Below are 21,715 nucleotides of genomic sequence, written 5' to 3'. Positions count from 1 at the left end.
ATTTTTTATTCCTCCTGAATTTATATTTTTATTTATTTCAACTATTCTCAAAATTTTATACCTACATTATATTTGATTTTTATCCAAATTACAAGCAATTTTTATATTTTTTATAAATATTTTTTCGCAATCATCTCAGTTAATCTTGAATTTACATAGTGTCCAGCCTTTATTGCGATAATGTGGGCCTTTATAGGCATTCCCAAAACATATAAATCTCCAATTATATCAAGAATTTTATGTCTTACAAATTCATCAGGATATCTCAACCCTTCTGGATTTAATGGACCATCCGATCCCACTACCACAGCATTTTCCAAACTTCCTCCCAACGCTAAATTATTCTTTTTAAGAAAGTCTATTTCGTAATCAAATGCAAAAGTTCTACATTTTGCAATATTTTCCATATAATTTTCTAAATTTACTTCGAGCTCATAATACTGTGATTTCAAAAAACTATGATTAAAATCAATCGTATAAGATATTTTAAACCCATCATAAGGCAATGCCATCACATATTTCCCTGCCTTTTCATCTGAAAATATAACAGGTTCCGTAATTATAACAGGTTCTATTTCCTCATTTAACTCTACAATTCCAGCCTCTAGCAATTTTTCAACAAATCCAGCCGAACTTCCATCCAAAATAGGTAATTCATTCCCTGAAATTTCAACTAAAATATCAGTCACTCCTGTAATTGAAAGTGATGATAAAAAATGTTCAATCGTATAAACTTTCACATCATCTTCATTCCTAATGTTTGTTCCTCTCTCCAAATCAAATAAATTTCTATAATCAACCTTTATAACATTATTTTTCCCGCTCACATCTATTCTTTTAAAAATAATTCCTCTTTCATCATTATTTTCGCTAGGTTTCAAAGTTAATTTTATCTCTTCTCCTTTATGAAGCCCAATTCCCGATATTTCAACTGTGTTTTTAATAGTTTTTCTTTTCACGTCCTAATTCCCTCCATTTTCTAAAATTTTAGTCTCAATTCTGTTTTTATTTATAAAATTTTTTTCTTTTTCTATAAATATTATATCATAAATTTAAATATTTTTCCTTTTATTATTTTGTGAATTAGTCAATAATTTATTGCTTTGTATTACTCGATATTAATTTTTATAACTAATTTTTTGATTGATATCTTTTGATTTTACATTAAAATTATAAATTATTATTACGTCCGATAATGTTTATAGATGAACTCTTGATTTGACTTTTAATTAATATTAAAAATAAAAAACTTGACATTTTATAAAAATAGTGTATAATTGTATTAGATAAATAGATTTTCTTCTTTGGAAGAATTAAGCTACCATCTTTGTTTTGGTAGCTTTTTTATATAATAAAAAATCAAAATAAAAAACCATCTCAATATTAATTAAGATAGTTTTTGTTTTATTATTTAATTATTTTACCAGATTTTTATCCTATCTTCTGGGGCTTTGTACATTTTATCTCCTGGTTTTGTTTCAAATACTTTATGGAAAGCATCGACATTTATTAAAGTTCCATTTACCCTAAATATATTTGGTGAATGTGAATCTGTTTTTGCCAAGTTTTTTAAATATTCTGGAGTAGATTTTTGTCGCCACATTCTTGCAAAACTTAAGAAGAATAATTTGTTTGTTGTATCAGCATAGGCTTTTGTAGAATTTGGATGATCTTTTAAATATAACTGTAATGCATCATAAGCAATATTTAGACCACCTAAATCAGCAATATTTTCTGTTAATGTAAATTTCCCATTAACATTTACTCCATCGCCAACTGAATAAGTTGAAAACTGTCTTTCTAATTTTTTAGTTGCTGCATCAAATTTTAACTTATCTTCTTCTGTCCACCAGTTTTTTACATTTCCATCTCCATCATATTCAGCTCCTGATACATCGAATGCATGTGTAAGCTCGTGTCCGATTATAGTTCCTATTGCTCCAAAGTTACTTGCCATTTCTGATTTGCTATAATCATAAAATGGAAATTGTAAAATTCCAGCTGGAAAGACTATTTCATTTCCTGTTGGAGAATAATATGCATTTATTGTATGTGGATCCATATGCCATTCTTTCTTGTCTACTGGTTTTCCAACCTTTTTCAATTCTTCTCCATATTCCCATTCACTTATTTTTTTCAATTGTTCATAAAGTGTATCATTACTTGAAATTGTCATTTTGCTGTAATCTTTCCATTTGTCAGGATATCCGATTTTCACATTAACTTTTGCTAATTTTTCAAGTGCTTTTTTCTTAGTTGCTGCACTCATCCAATCCAGTTTTTCAATTCTATTTTTCATTGCTTTTTTAATATAATCAACCATTTGTTGTGTATTTTTTTTAGCTTCTGGCGAGAAGTTTCTTTGAACATAAATTTTTCCTATTATTTCACCTAAACTTCCATTTGTAAAGTTTAATGCTCTTTTTTCAAGCGTTTCTCTTTCTTTTTGTCCATTTAAATATTTTCCAAAAAACTCAAAACTTCTTTTCCCCATGTCATCTGTTAAGATACCCGCAGCAGAGCTTATTAAATTATATTTCATATAATCTTTAATTATGTCAATATTAGCATCATTTACAAAGTTATCCAAATTTTTATAATAATTCAATTCACTTATGATAACTTTATCAGTTTTCACATTTAATTCTTTCAAGTATTGTGCTAAATCTACATTTTTAGATAATGTACCTAAGTCACTAACTTTTATTGGATTATTATATTTTTTTACATCGTGACGTTCTTCATTTGTCAATAATGTATTCGCAATCTGTTTTTCAAAAGCAACTATCTTTTTGGCTTTTTCAAGAGCATCTTTTTCATCAGCATATTTTAATATATCGCTTACATATTTTGTATATTCTTCCAATATTGCTCTATTTTCCTTTGTATCTTTTTGAAAATAATCTCTTGATAGTCCAATTCCAGCACTTCCTAAATAAATTGCATTATTTTTAGAATCATTTAAATCAGTTCCTACACCCCATCCATAAAATTCAGAACCACCAGTTTTTGTAACTTCAATATTGTATTTCTTCAAATCTTCAATATTCTGTATAGCATCTATTCTATCCAAATCTTTTTTTATTGGATTTAATCCATCTTCATTTCTTTTTTTCATATCAGAATAGCTGTCATAAAGGGTTATAACCTTCTTTTCATCTGCACTCAATGATGATTTATTTTTTAATTCATTTATTAGGTTACGTAAAAAATCTTGATTTTTCTCATTTAATTCATAAAAGGAACCCCATGCTGGCTTCGTACTAGGAATCTGTGTTTTTTTTGTCCATTCCTCATTCACATAGTCATAAAAATCATCTTTTGCTTTAATTGTTGGACTGAGTTCATCAAATAACTTTTTATCGTTATCCTTTAACAATTTTGCCTGCTGCTTTTCATAAAAATCCCAGAATCCCATTTGTTTAGGTGCAGGCTGTACTGGTTTTGCTTCTTTTTGTGATGTTCTTTTTACTGAAAGATCCTCATATCCATAATTTTCATTTTCTGCATAAATTAAATTAATACTAGCTAAAAATAACGAAACTGTAAGTAATTTTTTCATTTTTCTTCATCTCTTTAAATATTTTGAAAATTAAATAAACATTGAAACTAATTTTCAAATTACAATATTTAAAAATGTTTTCTCCTCTCTTTTTTATAAAATATCTAAATCTTTATAAACTCAAAATTTTGAGTTAAATAAAAATAACTTTTTAAATTAGGCAAAATTTATAAAAATTTTTCTCTTTTCAATTGCCTTTCTAAAAAGCATTACATCTATTATACATTTTTTTTAAATTAATTTCAAGAAGTTTACAAAAAAATAGCTCTAAAAGTTAATTTAAAGCTATTTTTCCATATAATTTTTTTTACAAATTTAGAACGCAGGAATTACTCTACCTTCATATTTTTCTTCAATATGTTTTTTAATTTTTTCACTTTGTAATGCTTTTACCAATTTTTTAACTCTTTCATCATTTTCATTTCCTTTTAGAACTGTAACAATGTTTACATAAGGCGAATCTTTACCCTCTATCAGGATAATTTCATTTTTTGTAACTCCAGCATCAATTGCAAAGTTTGAATTTATGATTGCTCCTGCAACTTCGCTTAATCTTGGTGCAATTTGCTCATTTGATAATGTTTCAATTTTAATATTTTTTGGATTTTCAGCAATGTCTGCTGGCGTAGAATCTAATTTTGTGTTGTCTTTTAATTTTATGATACCAGCTTTGTCAAGTAAAATCAATGCACGACCTCCATTTGTTGGATCGTTAGGAATTATCAAAGTGTCCCCATTTTTTAATTCATTAGGATTTTTTATTTTTTTAGAATATAAAGCCATTGGCTCCAAGTGAATATTCCCAACTGCTGATAATTCAATATTATTTTTCTTACCGAAATCTTCCATGTATGGAACATGTTGGAAAAAGTTTGCATCTATACTTTTGTCTGCAAGTGCTTTATTTGGCTGAACATAATCATTAAATTCAACTACTTCTAAATCAATTCCTTCCTTTTTCAAGTCTTCTTTTACCAAATTCAATAATTCAGCATGCGGAATAGGAGTTGCTCCCACGATTAATTTTTCAGTTTTTCCAGCTGCTCCACCTTGGCTGTCAGCTGCTCCTTTAGTTTCATTTTTGTTTCCACAAGCTACTAAAAATAATGCCGTTGCTAATAACAATGATAATATTTTTTTCATAAATACCTCCAAAAATTTTTTATTTATAATTTATTTTACAACCTTTTTATTAAACTCTTTTTCTCTTATTCATCAACATTTTTACAATGCTGTTTCCAATAAACTGTACGATTTGTACAAGCACAATTATAACAATTGTCGCCTGCCACATCACTTCGGGCTTAGATCTTTGGTAACCGTCAATTACAGCGGCATTTCCAAGTCCACCACCACCGATTGTTCCAGCCATTGCAGAATATCCAATTAAACTAATCAATGTCAATGTCATTCCATGAACAAGTGCAGGCAAGGCTTCTGGAATCATTACTTTAAAAATAATTTCAGATGCAGTCGCTCCCATTGATTTTGAAGCTTCAATAAGCCCATCATTTACTTCCTTTAAGGCCCCTTCAATAATTCTTGCCACAAATGGTGCAGAACCTAGCGAAAGTGGAACAATGAAAGCAACACTTCCATAAGATTTGTGAACAAGCATCCGTGAAAGCGGTATTAATAAAACCATTAAAATTATAAATGGAATTGATCTTGTAATGTTTACAATAATCATATCTAGTATCTTATGAATAGTTTTATTTGGTTTAACTCCCTTTTCATCAGATGTAACAAGTAAAATTCCAATTGGAAGTCCGATAATTAATGATATAACTGTGGAAATAAATACCATGTATATTGTTTCCCAAAGAGGTATAGCCATATTTTGAAATTGTAAAAACTTGATCCAGTCAAATCTCATTATACCACCTCCGAATCTATTTTATTTTCTTTCAGCCATTCAATAATGTCTTTGGATTTTTCTTCGTTTGCCGAAATTTCTACCAGTAAATTTCCTACAATAATATCGCCCACTTTGTCAATAAATCCACCTAAAATATTAACTTCAACGTCGTATTTACGAATTATTTGGGTGATATATGATTCGTTTACCTGTTCTTCATTATACTTCAATCTTAATCGTAATTTTCCTGTATTTTCTTCACGATTTTTTATTTCTTCCTCTGTCCTAAATTCTTCGTGTGAAATATTTTGTACAAATTCTTTTGCTAATTCTGTCTTAGGATTCAAGAAAATTTCCTTTGTTTCCCCTTTTTCAATAATTTCTCCATCCGACATGATTGCAGCCTTATTACAAATTTTCTTTATAACTTCCATCTGATGCGTTATTAAAATTATTGTTATTCCAAACTTCTGATTTATATCTTTCAAAAGTTCTAAAATAGAATTAGTTGTTCTAGGATCAAGTGCCGATGTTGCCTCATCTGACAGAAGTAATTGCGGATTGTTCGCCAATGCTCTTGCTATTGCGACACGCTGTTTCTGCCCTCCTGAAAGCTGTTCAGGATAATTCAGCTTTTTATCAGAAAGCCCTACGATTTCCAGCAATTCGTCTACTCTTTTATTAATATCCCTTTTTTTCCATCTTGCAATCTCTAACGGAAAAGCTACATTTCCAGCGACATTTCGTGAATTTAACAAATTAAAATGTTGAAAAATCATCCCTGTCTTTTTTCTATATTCCCGTAACATTCTCACATTAAAATTCAAAATATTTTTATCTTCATATCCAAGACTTTTCTTTCCTTTTTTATCAATAACTTCATGTTTTACAAAAATTTCTCCAGAAGTAGGCTCTTCCAGTCTATTAAGAAGACGTATAAGCGTAGATTTCCCAGCTCCACTAAGACCCATAATTCCATAGATATCTCCCTGTTCAATATCAAGATTCACGTTATTTACAGCCAGCAGTTCCTGTCCATTATTAAGCTTATACTTTTTTACCAAGTTTCTTATCTTAATTAAACTATCCATATTTCACCTCTTTTTCATTAATTTTGCTTTATCTTTAAATTTGTGGTCAAAAAGATTATATTATTTCTTACTTTAAAAGTCAACTATTTTTAAAATACTTTTTCATATTATATCATTTTTATATTGTATATACAAGTTTTATTTCTCTACAAAAAATTTTTTTAAATATACTAAGTACTATAAAACTATACAATACCAAAATTTAGATACAAATTTAAATTTATAATTTTTACAATATTTTATACTAAAACTTGTTTAAAAAACAAAAACTGTATTCAAATTATTTTAGAATATTAGGCTTTAATCATTTACTAAAAAAGTTTTTAGTAAATTTATTTTTAGAATAAAAAAATAGTAGAAAACTAGAATTTAAGTAAAATATTCGCAATTTTTGTGTTTCATATGAGCACTATATTTTTATTTTATAAAAAAGAACAGCAAAACTAAAGTCTTACTGTCCTTAATTTTTTTATCTAAGTTTTTCACTCAAATATGTATTACTTCTTTTATTATTATTCTAGTAAATAGCTCTGAATCCTATTCCTGCTCTTACGTTATTTCCTTTAGTGTCATATCCTCCATTTACTGTAACTCCGAATCTTGTGTTATCCACTCCAATATTTAAGTCAAACTTACCATTCCCTCGTCTGTCCTCTTTTTCTCCTCTGATTCCAAACCAGTCTGCTGTCGTATATCTTACTCTTCCCTTATTGTTCACATCTCCAACTTTTCCTAGTTCATTTTCATAAGATGCTGTCAATCCTACTGATAAATTTGTTCTTACCGCTAGCGGCTGTACATATCTAAATTCAACTCCAACTTCTGGTTTTACTGAGAAATAATCATTTCCTTTTACTTCTAGTCTTACTTCTCCATTATCTTCCTTAATATCGTTAAATCTTCCATATTCCATTTTTAACGCTCCATAAGGACGCAAATGAGTTCTTTCACTCATTCTTATATCATATCCTAAATCTGTCTTAACAGCTGCTCCATAAGAATGATAACTAGATTTTGCTTGGAATATTTCATCTACTACCAAATATCTACGTTGCATATTGTTTAAACCTGCAAATACATCCCCGCCAGTTGTCCATTGCAATGCTCCGTTATAGTCTTTCTTAGGTGACATTTTCTTGAACACTCCAGCTTTAATCATTGTCTGATTTTCACTTGATTTTCCAATATCCTTGAACTTGAATCTGTTAGTCACAGCCCCTGCATACCATCCTGAACTGTTGCCAAGCTTGATTGCTTCATCTTCATGAACATATGCGAATCCATAAGAATTGCTTGTATAGTTAATAATTCCTGCAGTATCTGTATTATATTCATCTCTCATGCCAAATACTTTAATCTTGTTATTCTGCTTAGACGGATTTCTCCACTCTTTTTTCAGATAGTTAAATTCCTTGTCTAGCATATTTCCTGTCGAATTGATTCTTTGCTGAGTGTTTCCATATTGATGTCCCATCATTTCATCTATTGCCTGGAAGAATAGAACCTGTTCATTATTTCCTATACCGCTTATTTTATCAAATAAAGTTTTTTCTCTTGTTCCAAGTCCTTCTACACCGTACCTTTGTTCAAGTCCATCTAAGAAGTTATATGTATCTGTAACTTCTACAGGATTAGGTTCTTTTCCAGCCCAGAAAGTATAAGGAATTTTAGCCATATACGCATTTTCTATTGTTCCATCTGTTTGATTTTGTGCAACTGTTGCCATCCAAGTCAATGATCCTGAATAGATATTCCAGTCTTTTATTTGAGGATTTTGTTTTATCATTTCATTGTATGGGTCTAGTATTTTCTTATCTAGTTGAATATATTTGCTTGTAGTATTTTCTGCTGCTTCGGCACCTATAATAAGATCCGCTTTAGTTAAGCCGCTTAATGTGCTTAATCCTTGAATAGGATTAGTAAATCTCTTACTCGAAGTGTCTATATACATTCCTATTGTAGAAGTCTGCATTGCCTTATATTCTTCAGCTGATGAAGTAGCAATCGTAGGCACTACAGGATTTCCGTTTACTGTTATTGTTCCTACACTTGAACCCTTAGGTACTTCTATTGATACTCCCATCAATCCTTTTCCAAGGCTGCTTTGATTTCCATCTGCTTTTTCATCTATAGAACCTTCACCTTGTATAATCATCGTTTTATAGTTTTTGATTATTCCAAGGTTATTTCCTGCAATATCTCCTTTAGCAAGTATTCCAACTGCAGATTTTGCATCTAAAATTATGTCTCCATGATTTTCAATTGTTGAACCATTCTTAACAACCACTCCAATCACTTTTTCAAGTCCAGTTCCATTTGATCTGATTGTTCCGTAGTTGTATCCGTATGCTCCGTTATCTAAGTACATTCCTGTAGTATTACTTGCATTTAGATTTATCGTTGCTCCTGCTGCATTAATTACTTTTGTTCCTTGACCTGTTCCATACATCCCTATACTAGATGGACCTGTCACATTAATAGTCCCATTATTTATAATATTTCCTGTATAAGCTCTTTTACCTGCAGCGATTTCACTTTGTGTTGGAGTAAATCCTGCAGCCATTCCAACTGCATATCTATTATTCAATGGATTATTATCATCTATAAACGAAGCGCCTACTGTAATATTCTTTCCTGCAGCATTTGTTGCTTCTCCTCCATGAGTACTGTATATTCCAACATTTCCAAATCCGCTTCCAAAGTTTATATCTGCATTGTTTGTTACTTTTCCAGCCGAATACAATCCATAGTTATATGAACCTGTAGAAGTTAAGTTTGTATTATTAATTACTTCTGCACCTGCTCTAGCATCTGCTGAATATATGTAAACTGTTTCATTGCCAAGATTACTTATACTTGAAATATCACTTATAATTTTATTTCCTGTTCCACTTGTTTTTGATTCGTTGATAAATCCAAACGAATTATCCCCTATTGATAAATTGCTTCCAGAATGTGCTCTTACAGTTTGACCGCTTCCGTTTGTATAGACTGCCGCAGCTTTTTCAGTACCTACATTTATGCTTCCAGAATTAAGATTTACATCTCCACCTGAACTATATATACCTGTACCACCTGCACCAGTATTTATTGTTCCGTTATTATCAACTGCATGTCCGTATATTCCAACTGAATTATCTCCCACTGTTATTGTTCCGTTATTTGTTATTTTATCAGTTGCTTTTGTATAAATTCCTACACTTGGTTTCTTAGTTGCTGCATCAACAGGGTTATTCAATGTAATTATACCTGCATTTACAAGTTCTGTTCCTTCTGTAATTAATCCATAACCCCTGTCTCCTGATACGTTTCCATTATTTGTCAGAAGTCCGCCATTTCCTTTTACATATAGTCCTACAACGCCTCCTGTTGTTCCAACTGTATCGACAAGATTTACATTTGTATTATTTGTCTTAACTCCTCCAGATGTATTGTCATAAAACAATCCTACTCCTGTTTCAGTATTTGATCCGCTATATTTCAGTTCAAGTGTTCCTGCACTCACGTTACTTCCATCTTTTATAAATATTCCTGTTCCTTTATCTTTAACTTCTATTCCGTAATTTGTCAGTAAGTTAACATCTGAATTTTCAGCATATACTCCAATTCCCTCTGTACCTTGAATTACTATGTCAGAACTTCCTGTTCCATTCAATGTGACAGTATTACCTAATCCGTTAGATACAATTCCAACAGCTTTATTTCCTGTCATAATAATTTTTCCTTCGTTACTGATAAGCCCGTTTACTCTAGTTATATTTGTACTTGCATGAGCGCCTGCTATCTTATCAGTTTTACCATAAATTCCTACTGAAGTATCTCCGTTTACAGTAAGCATTCCTTTATTTAATATTTCTAATGTTTTTGCTGTACCTAATGTACCGTTAGCAATATTTTTATCTGTTCCATAATCCTGTAAAGAAGTTCCTGAAGTAAATGCCGCCATTCCTACACCTTCGCCAGTTATATTTATATTGGCATTCTGATCATTTATCAGTTTACTTCCATTTATTCCATAGGCACCAATACCTTTGTCAACATTTATCAGATTTTTATTATGAATTGTTCCATAACTTACATTTAACGCAGTTGTTGACGCTACATTTCCGCCTTTTATATCAACAGTTCCTTCATTGTTATACAAGTTGCTTGTATTATCAGTTGCACTGGTGTTTGATCCCATAACAAGCCCTTTACCTGTAAGAGAGCTTACTGTCATTCCATTTGCTATATTAAATTTTTCATTTGATAAACCAAGACTCTTGTTAAATTCATTAGTTGCATCATCTAAATCTAGGTTAGTATTTAAATTGAATATTCCATTAATATAGAATATTTTATACTTCTTTCCATTAGGATTAAAATTAGCAGGATTTATCTTCATTTCAGTCATAACCTGTGATGATCCTGCAGATGATCCAGTCCAGTTTGTTGTATTTCCATCATATGCAGCTAAAACTACATTGTCTCCAGTAAGTTTAACACTAACATTTTGCATACCGTTATATTTAGTAGCTGTTCCTGCCGCTGCAGTATAATCAGAAGTTTCTCCAGCTTTTAAAATACCATCTGACATGTTTATTGTTGTAGCGCCTGTGAAGTTTACTTTTGAGTTAGCTCCTGCAAAAAATGGTGTTGATTGTGCATGATCCCCTGCATTATCACCTTGATTACCAGTTCCAACACTGTTAGTCGTTACATTCGTTTCATGATAGATATCTCCACCACCAAAATTAACTACTCCTCCATTAAGGGCTACCAGTGCTCCACCTTTACCTGTCTGTACTTTATTTGCATTTTTATTCAAGTTTACAACTGCTCCTGTTCCATCAGCAAAACCTGCCATACCGTTAATTTTCAGATTTTCTTCAAATGTAACAGTTGAACCTGCGCCTTTAGCATATCCTCCAATATTTTCATACAGATAAGGCTTTGTTTCTTCATCCTTCTTAGCCCATTCGCTTACTGATTCAGCTTCTTTCTTTAATGTAACTTTTCCTCCTGCTTCAGCGTAAGCTAATAATCCTCCAAAACCTTTTGCTGAAGTTTTTTCATGAGCAGTAATTTCTCCGCCATTTTTAGCTACATAAGCTACTGGAGTAGACTCTGTTCCATCAGCAAACTTTTTATATCTTCCAGTAAGAACAACATTACGTCCTATATTAATTTCACTAGGCTTTCCTTCAAACCTTTTAGCTTCATTCGAAATCATTCCGTGAACGCTATTTTGCCATTTTCCATCTGAATAAGCTATTATTGTTCCAGTTGCAGCCTCATTACTAGCATCATTATATGAAATTTTTCCATTAAGATTTGCTGTCCCGTAATCTTTAATATCTCCTGTCATTATAGGTACAGTTGTTGTATCGCTACCCTCATGTTTATTAGTACTCATAGCTGCATCTAAAACAGTTCCATTTTCTGAAACCATCATAATACCATTTTTAGCATATTTACCAAAACTGATATCAATATCATTAACTTGTAAAGAATGAACTTCATCTCTATTAAAGTCTGTTCCTCTTGCAGCATCTATAGCTCCTAAATCTTGTGAAGGCTTAATTTCAGCTACCTGCCCATTAATTGTTTCTTTTCCTCTTTGACCAGATCTTGCATATATCCCTATATTATTTTCAACATAGTTAGAATCACCTGTTTTTTCTGTTTCAGTAGCACCGTTTCTTATAGTAGTTGTATTTCCAGCTGCTGTCTGAGTTCCGGAATTTGCCATATTCAATTGATTACCAATAATAGCTTTTGCTCTTATTTCTCCTTGATATATTCCAACTCCAGATTTTTCCCAATTAGCTTTTCTAACAGGTCCATTTCCATCATTTGATATATATTGATTTGAACTGTTAGTAGGAGAATCATAGAATGCTTTTCCTGCTAGACTGATTCTATTATTGAATAACATTATAACATTTCCATCACCATAAGATTCTGGTGCTTTATCAAGCTTTATTGAAGGAGTTAAACCAGTACCATATAAATCTTCAATTATTCCATTAGGAGTAGCAGTTTTGCTAATTAAATTATTAAAGTTAGGAGAATATCCTAATCCGGAATAAACTATATTGTCTGCTCCTTCTAACTCATATTTTCCTGTACTGGTAATTTCAAACGATCCCTGAGCACCAAGTACAGAGTACACTATATTTTTATTTGATGCAATTTTTGCATCAACTTTTCCGATAAATCCTCCACGTTGCTTTGGAGCTCCTGCCCAGTAGTTATGAGAAGCTATCGTATCATAAGTAGCTGGGTAAATATAGAATAAAGTGTTCTCATTTGCTTTTATCCCTTTGCTATCATCTCTTTCAATATTTATCGATACATTATTAAATTGTAATCTACCTGAATGCCAAGTCTCTATTGAAAGGAAATTTGCTCTTCCATATAGATGCCCTTTAATATTTGAAAGTGTTCCATCCCAAACTGTATGTATTCCTATTGCACCATCATGATTACCATTGGTTTTCCCTGCATTATTTCCGGCATTATCTGATACATTCCCAGCAACATATACTTCAATATTTTTTGCTTCAAATCCTACTGGATCAGGTTTAGGCTTTTTCATATTTGCAGCTGATAATCCTAGAGCTGTATTAGCTCTTGCTCTTTCATCGTAAGACTTATTAAAGTATAATGCTGCTGCAGTTCTTGGAGCCCAGTTAGTTCTACTTCCACTTGAATAGGAAAAATTTCTTATATTTCCATTTGTTCCAGAATTTGGAGTTAATAAACCTGTAACTGGATTATATCCTGTCCAAAATTTATTATTTCCTCCATCCGTCCAGTTAGGCTTTTTATCAGGATCATTTCCATCAGAACTGTTATGCTGCGCATCGTTAAAAGCCTTAGCATTATCAACTTGGTGTACTCCATTTTGAGTTCCACATGTAAAACAGAAATCCGTAAATGGATTTGTATTTGGTGTTGGTAAGTTTAGACTTATTGTCGGTGTAGCAGGTGTTGGTATATTCAATGAAGGCGGCAATAAGTTTGGCACACCAATCGCACTTAACTGCGGTACAGGTACAGATACTCTTGGTGCATCCACAGGATCTCTAGACACATCTTTTGGTCTTATTGAAGCGTCTACATTTAATGTGGATAATGGCTCCTGTCTAGGTGAAGTACTTGAAATTCCATATCCTTTGTTTGATAATCCCAATCTTGCAGTTGAAGATGCAGAATATGGATTTGTTGAAGTTGGCAGCTCTTTATATTTTGAACTTAAAGGTGAAGTATATTTTTCAAACGCATCTTCACTTCTCTGGAATATGCCTTCATAAGGATATTTCTCTTTCTTATCTCCACGTCCTTTATATGTTCCATTCCAATTATTATTAAAGTAGTTCATCCCATACTGCCATGAACTCCATGGAGATTTTACTACATGGTCTCCTTGCTCCATTAATTGAATTAATTCTAAATTCGCATCTTTTAACAATTTATCATTTTCTCTTCTTGTCTCTTTAAATTTCTGATGTATATTTTTAATTGATGTAGATATTTCTTCTTTTTGAGTTTTAATCTCTTTATTTGATGTTGTCGAAAACAAGTTATTTCTTACCATAACAAGTCCTGTCAGCAAAAACATAAACAGTGCAGAATCTGTATATTTAAAATCTTTTGTTCTTTTTGCTAATGAACATAAATCCTGCTTAACTTTTTGTAAATTATTTGTCATTTTTTTATTCCTTTCTTTTTATATTTTAATGTACCTAGTGACTAAAAAATTAATTCAAAAAATTAATATTTAGATTAAATTTATTATTTTTTTTGTACTTCTTATATGTTACAGATATAAAATAATATGCTCTTTTTTTTTATTTTATCAAAAACAATAAGATAAATCAATACAATTTTAAAAATATTTTTATTTTTTATTTCATAATCAAACATATTTCTTATAATATATTTAAAATATAGAAATACTATTGCTTATTTAAATTACAGAAATAAATTAAAATTATTTTTATAAAATTATATTTAAACTTCTTGTTTAAATTTTTTTATCAAACTTAGTAAATAGCTCTAAATCCTATTCCACCTCTTACATTATTACCTTTAGTGTCATATCCTCCATTTACCGTAACTCCAAATCTTGTATTATCTACTCCAATATTCAAGTCAAATTTACCATTCCCTCGTCTGTCATCCTTTTCTCCTCTTATGTTAAACCAGTCTGCTGTAGTGTATCTTACTCTCCCTTTATTGTTTACATCTCCAACTTTTCCTAGTTCATTTTCATAAGATGCTGTCAAGCCTACAGATAAATTTGTTCTTACCGCTAGCGGCTGTACATATTTAAATTCAACACCAACTTCCGGTTTTACTGAGAAATAGTCATTGCCTTTTACTTCTAGTCTCATTTCCCCGTTATCTTCCTTGATATTGTTGAATCTTCCATATTCCATCTTTAATGCTCCGTAAGGACGCAAATGCGTTCTCTCGCTCATTCTTATGTCATATCCTAAATCTGTCTTAACTGCCGCTCCATAAGAATGATAGTCAGATTTCGCCTGGAATATTTCATCTACTACAAGATATCTACGTTTCATTTCATTAATACCGGCAAATACATCTCCACCGATTGTCCATTGCAATGCACCATTGTAATCTTTTTTCGGTGACATTGTCTTAAATGCTCCCGCTTTAAGCATAGTCTGATTCTCTTTTGATTTTCCAATATCTTTAAACTTAAATCTATTTGTTACAGCTCCTGCATACCATCCACTTGAATTACCCATCTTAATTCTTTCATCTTCGTGAACATACGCAAATCCGTAAGAATTACTTGTATAATCTATGATTCCCGCTGTATCTGATTTATATTCATCTCTCATACCAAATACTTTAATCTTATTATTTTGTTTAGACGGATTTCTCCAATCTTTTTTAAGATGTTTAAATTCTTTGTCAAGCATACTTCCAGTTGAATTAATTCTTTGCTGAGTATTTCCATATTGATGTCCCATCATTTCATCAAAAGCTTGTGTTAACAGCGATTGTTCATTTTTACCTATGCTATTCAGTTTGTTAAATAACAATTTTTCTCTTGTTCCAATACCTTCTACACCGTATCTTTGTTCAAGTCCATCAGTAAAGTTCCAAGCATTTTCTGTTTTAAGAACAAAATCAGTATATGGAATTTTTGCCATTATCGCTTCTTCAGGATAGCCGCTTGGTCCAGCTAGTGGTTTTACATTCCAAGTAAGGGATCCAGATATTGCATTTAATATTTGTGGTGTCGGTCCTGACATTTGCATATATGGTGTTATATAAGGTCCCAATACATTTCTACCTATTTTAATTGCTTTACTTGTTGACAATTCTGCTGCTTCTGCCCCTATTATCAAATCATTTTCTAAACTAGGATTAAAACCGTCTACCCAGTTAATTGGATTTGTTCTTCCCAATGTGTCTACGTAAATTCCTACATTTGAGAATCCATAATTTCCTGTTAATGGACTTATTTCTGAAGTTAAATCATGAACAGATACAATATTTCCATTAATAGTTACCACTCCAGTAGGCGATATTCTCGTACTTCCTGCTGATGTTCCAACATTATTGTTAATATTTGGATCTTCTCTGTGTGCAGTCGCTCCATTTCCTAAATTTACTGCATTCTGTATATCTGTGGGATTCAGAGGATTACCATTTTCATCAGTTGCATTCTTATATCTTAATCCTATTGAACCTGTTCCAGAAATATTAATAGTTCCATAATTTTTTATAATACCATTTCTTATATATATTCCATAAGAATTTCTTGCGTCTATATCGATTATTCCATGATTTTCAAGTGTTGCACCATTTAATACTGCTATTCCTATCAAGTCGCTCTTATCTGTATTTGAACCATATCTTCCAGATTTTATAACTCCAAAAGGTCCAACATACCCTGTTGCATGGTTATTTATATACATTCCATAAGCACCTCTAAATTCTCCAGCAGACTCTAAATTTATTGTTCCATAATTTTCGGCTCTTGACCCTGCACCATCGGCAAACATCCCTATACCATAAGTACCTGTCACATTTATCGTACTTCCTGCATTATTTACAATTTTACCGCCATTTTTTGATGCCATACCGATTGAGTAATAATTTTGTAGAATGTCTGAGCCACCTACTGTTATTGTTCCTTCATTGTAAACTGTACCAGAACTTTCAGAATAAGCTCCTACACTTCCAACTCCGTTCGCAAAATTCACTTGTCCTCTGTTAGTTATTGTCCCACCATTTACAGCATAAAATCCTGTGCTTCTTCCAGCTCCTGCTTTTAGATTTACAGATGTTTCACTTGTCAGTGTTCCAAGAGGTCCTGCTTTGTAAAGATATACACTTTCTGTCCCAAGATTTATTGCTGATCCTGGATTTCCTATATAATTATTGACTCCATTACCTAAAATTGCAAATCCAAATGAACTGTCTCCTATGTTCATATCTGAAGAATTATTTACAATAGTTGCATTGTTATCTCCAAATACTCCTACAGCTGAATTTCCTACTTCCATTTTACCATTCAATGTTGCAGTTCCAGATTTTTTATATACCCCTAATCCTTCATTTCCTACTAATATCGGAGCAGAAGATGTTGCTGTTCCGTTCTCTGAATATAATCCTAAAGATTTATTTCCAAGAGTTATTGTTCCACCCAAATGATTAATACTTCCTGCATTTGGAGCATAGATTGCAATACTTGGATTATTTTTATCAAGAGAGTTCCCTACAGTTATATCTCCACTATTAGTTATATTTACTGGTGAATTGCCATATACATGTATTCCTATCGACTTATCTCCTAATAATTTTATAGTTTTATTTGAAGTAACAGATTCATTTGTATATATTCCTTTTCCAGTTGCTCCATTTACAGTTTCTATAATTCCACCATTAGTTGCACTTATAACAGTTCCATCTGCATAGATACCTACTCCGTTAGTTCCTATTTTAATTGTTGAACCATTATCTGTGATTAACCCAGTTTTTGTTGAACGATTTTTGATTTGAGAATATACTCCAATTCCACCTGTTCCAGAAGATACATCTATTGAAGATCCGCTATCTAATAAAATCGAATTAGGACCAAATGCTCCAACAATATTTTGACTTTCATCATCCACAGCTAATATTCCTATAGCCGCTCCATTTCCTACTGATTTTATACTTCCTTTATTTACAATATCTATTCCTCTGTTTCCGTTTGTTGGAGGTGTCCCTCTAGGTATATCTGTAACTCCAAGATAATTTATTCCTGCTATTCCAACTCCACCATTTCCAATTTCTATAGTACCAGCAGCACCATTTTGTGCCAAAGCACCATTTGAACCTATTATTGCAGTTGAATCTTGTCCAGTTGTTTTTAAGATGCTATTGTTATATATTTCTGCAAATTGCCCTACAATTCCAGCCATTCCAGTTCCAGTCAGGTTAATAGTACCATCATTCGTAAGTTTGACTTTATTTCTTAAATCTTCTGAATTTGTCTGAGCAATGGCAACTTTTGATTTTTTAACTTTTTCAGCATTGACATCAGCAGTTGTTAATGCTCCTGAACCACTTATTGTTTTTCCAGCTCTTAAAGTAACACTTGAAGATACAAATTCAGAATTTAAGTATCTGTCATTTTTGTCATCCAAGTTTGCATCCATATCCATCTGAAGATTTACTTTAGTTGATTTTGTTGTTGTGTAATCTCCAGAAGTGCCTCTTATAACAATTCCTGGTTCAATTTCATAATCTCCAGTATTATTTGCGGATACAGGCGAAACATTTGTTAGTAATAAAGGCGTTACTCCATCTCCTTCAATAACGCTCAATGTTGCTCCATCTTCCAAAGTTAAGTATATTTTACCTGTACTTCCAGTTTTTACTAGACGGTCAAGTAAATTTTCATTTTTAAAGTAAAAGGCATACCCACCGTTTTTTATAGTTACAGTATTATTTCCTACAAGTTCCAATTGAGAATAATCCGTATTATGTTTTATACCATAAAATAATAGTGCATTTTCCTCTACTTCCATATTTGTCATATTATTCAGCTTTATGTCAGAACCACCATTAGCATATAATCCAACTGAACCTTTCCCTGAAACTTTCAATGTACCGTTATTTAATGTTGTCGTAGCAAGGTTTGAATAACCAGTTATATTGCCCAAATGATCATATGTCGGAACTCCCGCTGAATACACTCCCACATTTTTCTTTCCTGAAATATTAATTTCTCCACCTGTCATTGTATAAGTTCTGCCATTGTTATAAACAGCAATAGATCCATCTCCAGTTACTTTTATAGTGCTGCTTGTACTTTCCCCTTTACTTTCTTTTTTTACTCCGCTTCTTTCAGCTTCTCCTTCTATAACCAGTCCAATTGAATTTTTTGTATTTAAAGTAATATCTGCATCATTTTCAAATTCTCCACCTTTATATGCCATCATTCCAAGCATATTGTATCCAGTATTAGCTGTGCTTCCTATTGTTATTGCAGCAGTATTTTTTACTTTTACAGGCTTATTCGCATCAAGATTATCCTCAGCGGGTGCCCCTGCAACAACACTATTTATACTTCCATTTGCTAGCATTACAATATTGTATAAATCATTGTCATTGGCATCCTTATTTCTGTTTTCCATTGCTGTTACAGTAAAATTAGTTTTTGCTAAATCAATTCCATATTTATCTGTTCTGAATAGTGCTCCACCTTTAGCATCTTTTGTAAAATCTATTGAATTAATATGTGAATCCGTTATTACAAAATCATTTTTTGATCTTGCCAGTCCTGGCATAAATCCACCAATATCATATTTACTTCCTTGCATATAATCAGATTTTCTAAGCAATCCAACATTTTCAGTACCGTTTACAACTATATTAAGATTGTATATATTTCCAATAGGGTCTGTATTTGCTCTTGCTACTAAATAAGGCTTTGCACCATCGGCTGGCGTTAATCCTGGTATTCCTCCAGATTGATATTGACGCACTCTTTCAGAGCCTGTTATTAATTTTGAAATAGAAACTCCAACGTTATGGCTTCCATTTACAACAATACCTTTTGACGTCGGACTGTTCAAAGTACCGTCAATTACTGTTTCATCATAGTAAACTTGTGAATTGTCAGCTGTTTTGAAAATATTTGGCACTCTTAATCCATAACTTCCTTGTATTCCAGAATATACTGCATTTACGGAAGCATCTGGATCTTCACTGTTCAATTCAATATTTCCAACTCTTGCATAAATATTTAATGAACCTTTGTTGTTATAAGCAGGAATATTTCCTCTAGGATTTGGAATCGGTCCAGATATATTATCTGATTTATAGCTTGTTCCTGCGATATCTGCCCTAAAAGTATATTCAGCAAAATCCATACCGATACTGTCGATTGCATCTACTTTTATTGTACCTCTATTTTCAAGAGTAGATTCCCAAGGAGCCTGTCTTCTGTATTTCCATTTTGGACTTGTAACAGGAGTTGGAGATGCGTCAGAATCTCCGTCTTTTAGATACCATCCATTAGGTATTCCAGCATTTGCATTAGGATCATCTGGGCTTAATCTATGTCCGTAATCACCATAGTCTTCGACCATTGCAGTCATACCCACAACATTACTTGCAAGTCCACCAGTTTTTGCACTTATTTTTTCTAAAGTCATAGTCCCTTTATTTATGGCTCTTGCCGCTATTGATCCATAGGCCTGATGTTCTATACCAATTGTCATATGCGGAGAATGCCCTGAATTTTTAGGATTAGGAGTAAGCATCTTATCTAAATATCCATCTCTTCCTGAAATTTTCAAGTCTGCCTCAAGATTAAATTCAACTGTCCTGTTCACGCTTCCATACGCATGGTTTACACTTATTACCCTTAACGTGTTTGTTCTTTCTAGCCTATTTGAATTATTAGTCAAAGGCTCACTAGTATGATTTTCAAATGTTAAAGTTTTTCCTGCTCCTCCTAAATTATAACCATCAGTTAAGACATTTAAAAACACTTGTTGAGATGAAGCATTCCTTCTTTCATAATGAGGGTCTGTCACAGGTCTCCAGTTTGTATTTATAGGGAATTTTCTATCTGTTCTTGTGATTGAATCATCTAGAAATCCTAATCCAGGACTCGTTGCACTTTGTGAATATTCACTTGGAACTATCGCATTTGGTGTATGTAGATAACTATATGCTGATGATGTTGTACCATGGACTCCTCCGTCAGCAGGTCTGTTGGTTCTACTTCTATTATCACTATGTCCATCCCAGCTAAACTGACCTGTTCCAGAGTATCCTGTGTCTTGTATTTTTATATTAACATCATCTATTAAATTAACTGTACTATTAGAAACAATATAATTCTGATTCGTATTTAATCCTATTTCCTGACCTTGTGCAAATCCTGTAGATACTTCATTCAAAGCTGGTGGTTCAAATACATTAGGTTCAAGTTTATTTACTTTTATTTCATCAAAGCTAATTGTTTTTACTGACGGAATTGAAAAAGTTACATTTGGCTGTATTATTGTGGGATTTATATTTAAATTAGGCAATGTTGGAGTATTTATGTTTATAACAGGTTCAATTATAAATGGTACTCCTGCATCTGGTACAGGAACTGTTCCAACTAAACCGTATTCAAGTTCATTTCTTCTATTGCTAAGTGATGAACTAGGATCTGAATGAAGTCCACTATTAGCAAGTAATCTTTTATACGAATCCCCATAAGGCGAGACATTTCTTTCCCACCATTCACCTCTTTTGTATACACCTTCATAAGGATATTTTGCCTTCTTATCTCCACGGCCTTTATAAGATCCATCCCAATTATTGTAAAAATAATTTAAACCATATTGCCAACTACTCCAAGGACTCTTTATTACATAATCTCCTTGTTCCATTAACTGAATTATTTCTAAATTTGCATCTTTTATTAATTTATCATTTTGTTTTCTTATTTCACTAAAATTCTGATGTATATTTTTAATTGATGTAGACACTTCTTCTTTTTGAATCTCGATATCTTTATTTGTCGCTGACGAAAATAGATTATTTCTTGTCATAACAAATCCTGTTAATAAAAACATAAACAATGCAGAATCTGTATATTTAAAATCTTTTGCTCTTTTTGCAAATGAACATAGGTCTTGTTTAACTTTTTGTAAATTATTTGTCATATTCTTTATTCCTTTCATTTTT

7 protein-coding genes are annotated in these 21,715 nt (G+C 31.9%); all 7 read right to left on the bottom strand.

Annotated features, from left to right (window positions below; genetic code table 11):
- Nucleotides 1–110: 110 nt before the first annotated feature.
- The 7 genes from lpxC to BQ5344_RS08095 all read right to left on the bottom strand — a co-directional run bounded on the left by lpxC (nt 111) and on the right by BQ5344_RS08095 (nt 21,711).
- A complete protein-coding gene (gene lpxC, locus BQ5344_RS08125) occupies nt 111–959 on the bottom strand; it encodes a UDP-3-O-acyl-N-acetylglucosamine deacetylase (protein WP_071124908.1) in 849 nt (282 codons plus the stop codon).
- 461 nt (nt 960–1,420) lie between these two features.
- Entirely contained in the window at nt 1,421–3,562 is a 2,142-nt protein-coding gene (locus tag BQ5344_RS08120) for a M13 family metallopeptidase (RefSeq protein ID WP_071124907.1), read from the bottom strand.
- A gap of 315 nt (nt 3,563–3,877) precedes the next feature.
- The gene (locus BQ5344_RS08115) at nt 3,878–4,705 is read right to left on the bottom strand and encodes a MetQ/NlpA family ABC transporter substrate-binding protein (protein ID WP_021768096.1); all 828 of its coding nucleotides are present in this window, start codon (nt 4,703–4,705) and stop codon (nt 3,878–3,880) included.
- Between the two features lie 49 nt (nt 4,706–4,754).
- Nucleotides 4,755–5,438, bottom strand: coding sequence for a methionine ABC transporter permease (locus BQ5344_RS08110; RefSeq protein ID WP_021768097.1), 684 nt, complete (start codon nt 5,436–5,438; stop codon nt 4,755–4,757).
- Nucleotides 5,438–6,511, bottom strand: coding sequence for a methionine ABC transporter ATP-binding protein (locus BQ5344_RS08105; protein WP_071124906.1), 1,074 nt, complete (start codon nt 6,509–6,511; stop codon nt 5,438–5,440). Before BQ5344_RS08105 ends, BQ5344_RS08110 begins: the two co-directional genes overlap by 1 nt.
- Before the next feature lie 517 nt (nt 6,512–7,028).
- Nucleotides 7,029–14,207, bottom strand: coding sequence for an autotransporter-associated N-terminal domain-containing protein (locus BQ5344_RS08100; RefSeq protein ID WP_071124905.1), 7,179 nt, complete (start codon nt 14,205–14,207; stop codon nt 7,029–7,031).
- Nucleotides 14,208–14,541: 334 nt separating this feature from the next.
- Nucleotides 14,542–21,711, bottom strand: coding sequence for an autotransporter-associated N-terminal domain-containing protein (locus BQ5344_RS08095; RefSeq protein WP_071124904.1), 7,170 nt, complete (start codon nt 21,709–21,711; stop codon nt 14,542–14,544).
- Nucleotides 21,712–21,715: the final 4 nt, after the last annotated feature.

The sequence above is a fragment of the Leptotrichia massiliensis genome, from assembly GCF_900104625.1.
In the GTDB taxonomy this organism is placed as follows: Bacteria; Fusobacteriota; Fusobacteriia; order Fusobacteriales; family Leptotrichiaceae; genus Leptotrichia; species Leptotrichia massiliensis.
This window is presented reverse-complemented; position numbering and strand designations above follow the sequence as displayed.

What these genes read in the sequence shown, in the direction of transcription:
- BQ5344_RS08120 (WP_071124907.1), bottom strand. Translation starts at nt 3,562, where the DNA reads ATGAAAAAATTACTTACAGTTTCGTTATTTTTAGCTAGTATTAATTTA.
- BQ5344_RS08115 (WP_021768096.1), bottom strand. Translation starts at nt 4,705, where the DNA reads ATGAAAAAAATATTATCATTGTTATTAGCAACGGCATTATTTTTAGTA.
- BQ5344_RS08110 (WP_021768097.1), bottom strand. Translation starts at nt 5,438, where the DNA reads ATGAGATTTGACTGGATCAAGTTTTTACAATTTCAAAATATGGCTATA.
- BQ5344_RS08105 (WP_071124906.1), bottom strand. Translation starts at nt 6,511, where the DNA reads ATGGATAGTTTAATTAAGATAAGAAACTTGGTAAAAAAGTATAAGCTT.
- BQ5344_RS08100 (WP_071124905.1), bottom strand. Translation starts at nt 14,207, where the DNA reads ATGACAAATAATTTACAAAAAGTTAAGCAGGATTTATGTTCATTAGCA.
- BQ5344_RS08095 (WP_071124904.1), bottom strand. Translation starts at nt 21,711, where the DNA reads ATGAAAGGAATAAAGAATATGACAAATAATTTACAAAAAGTTAAACAA.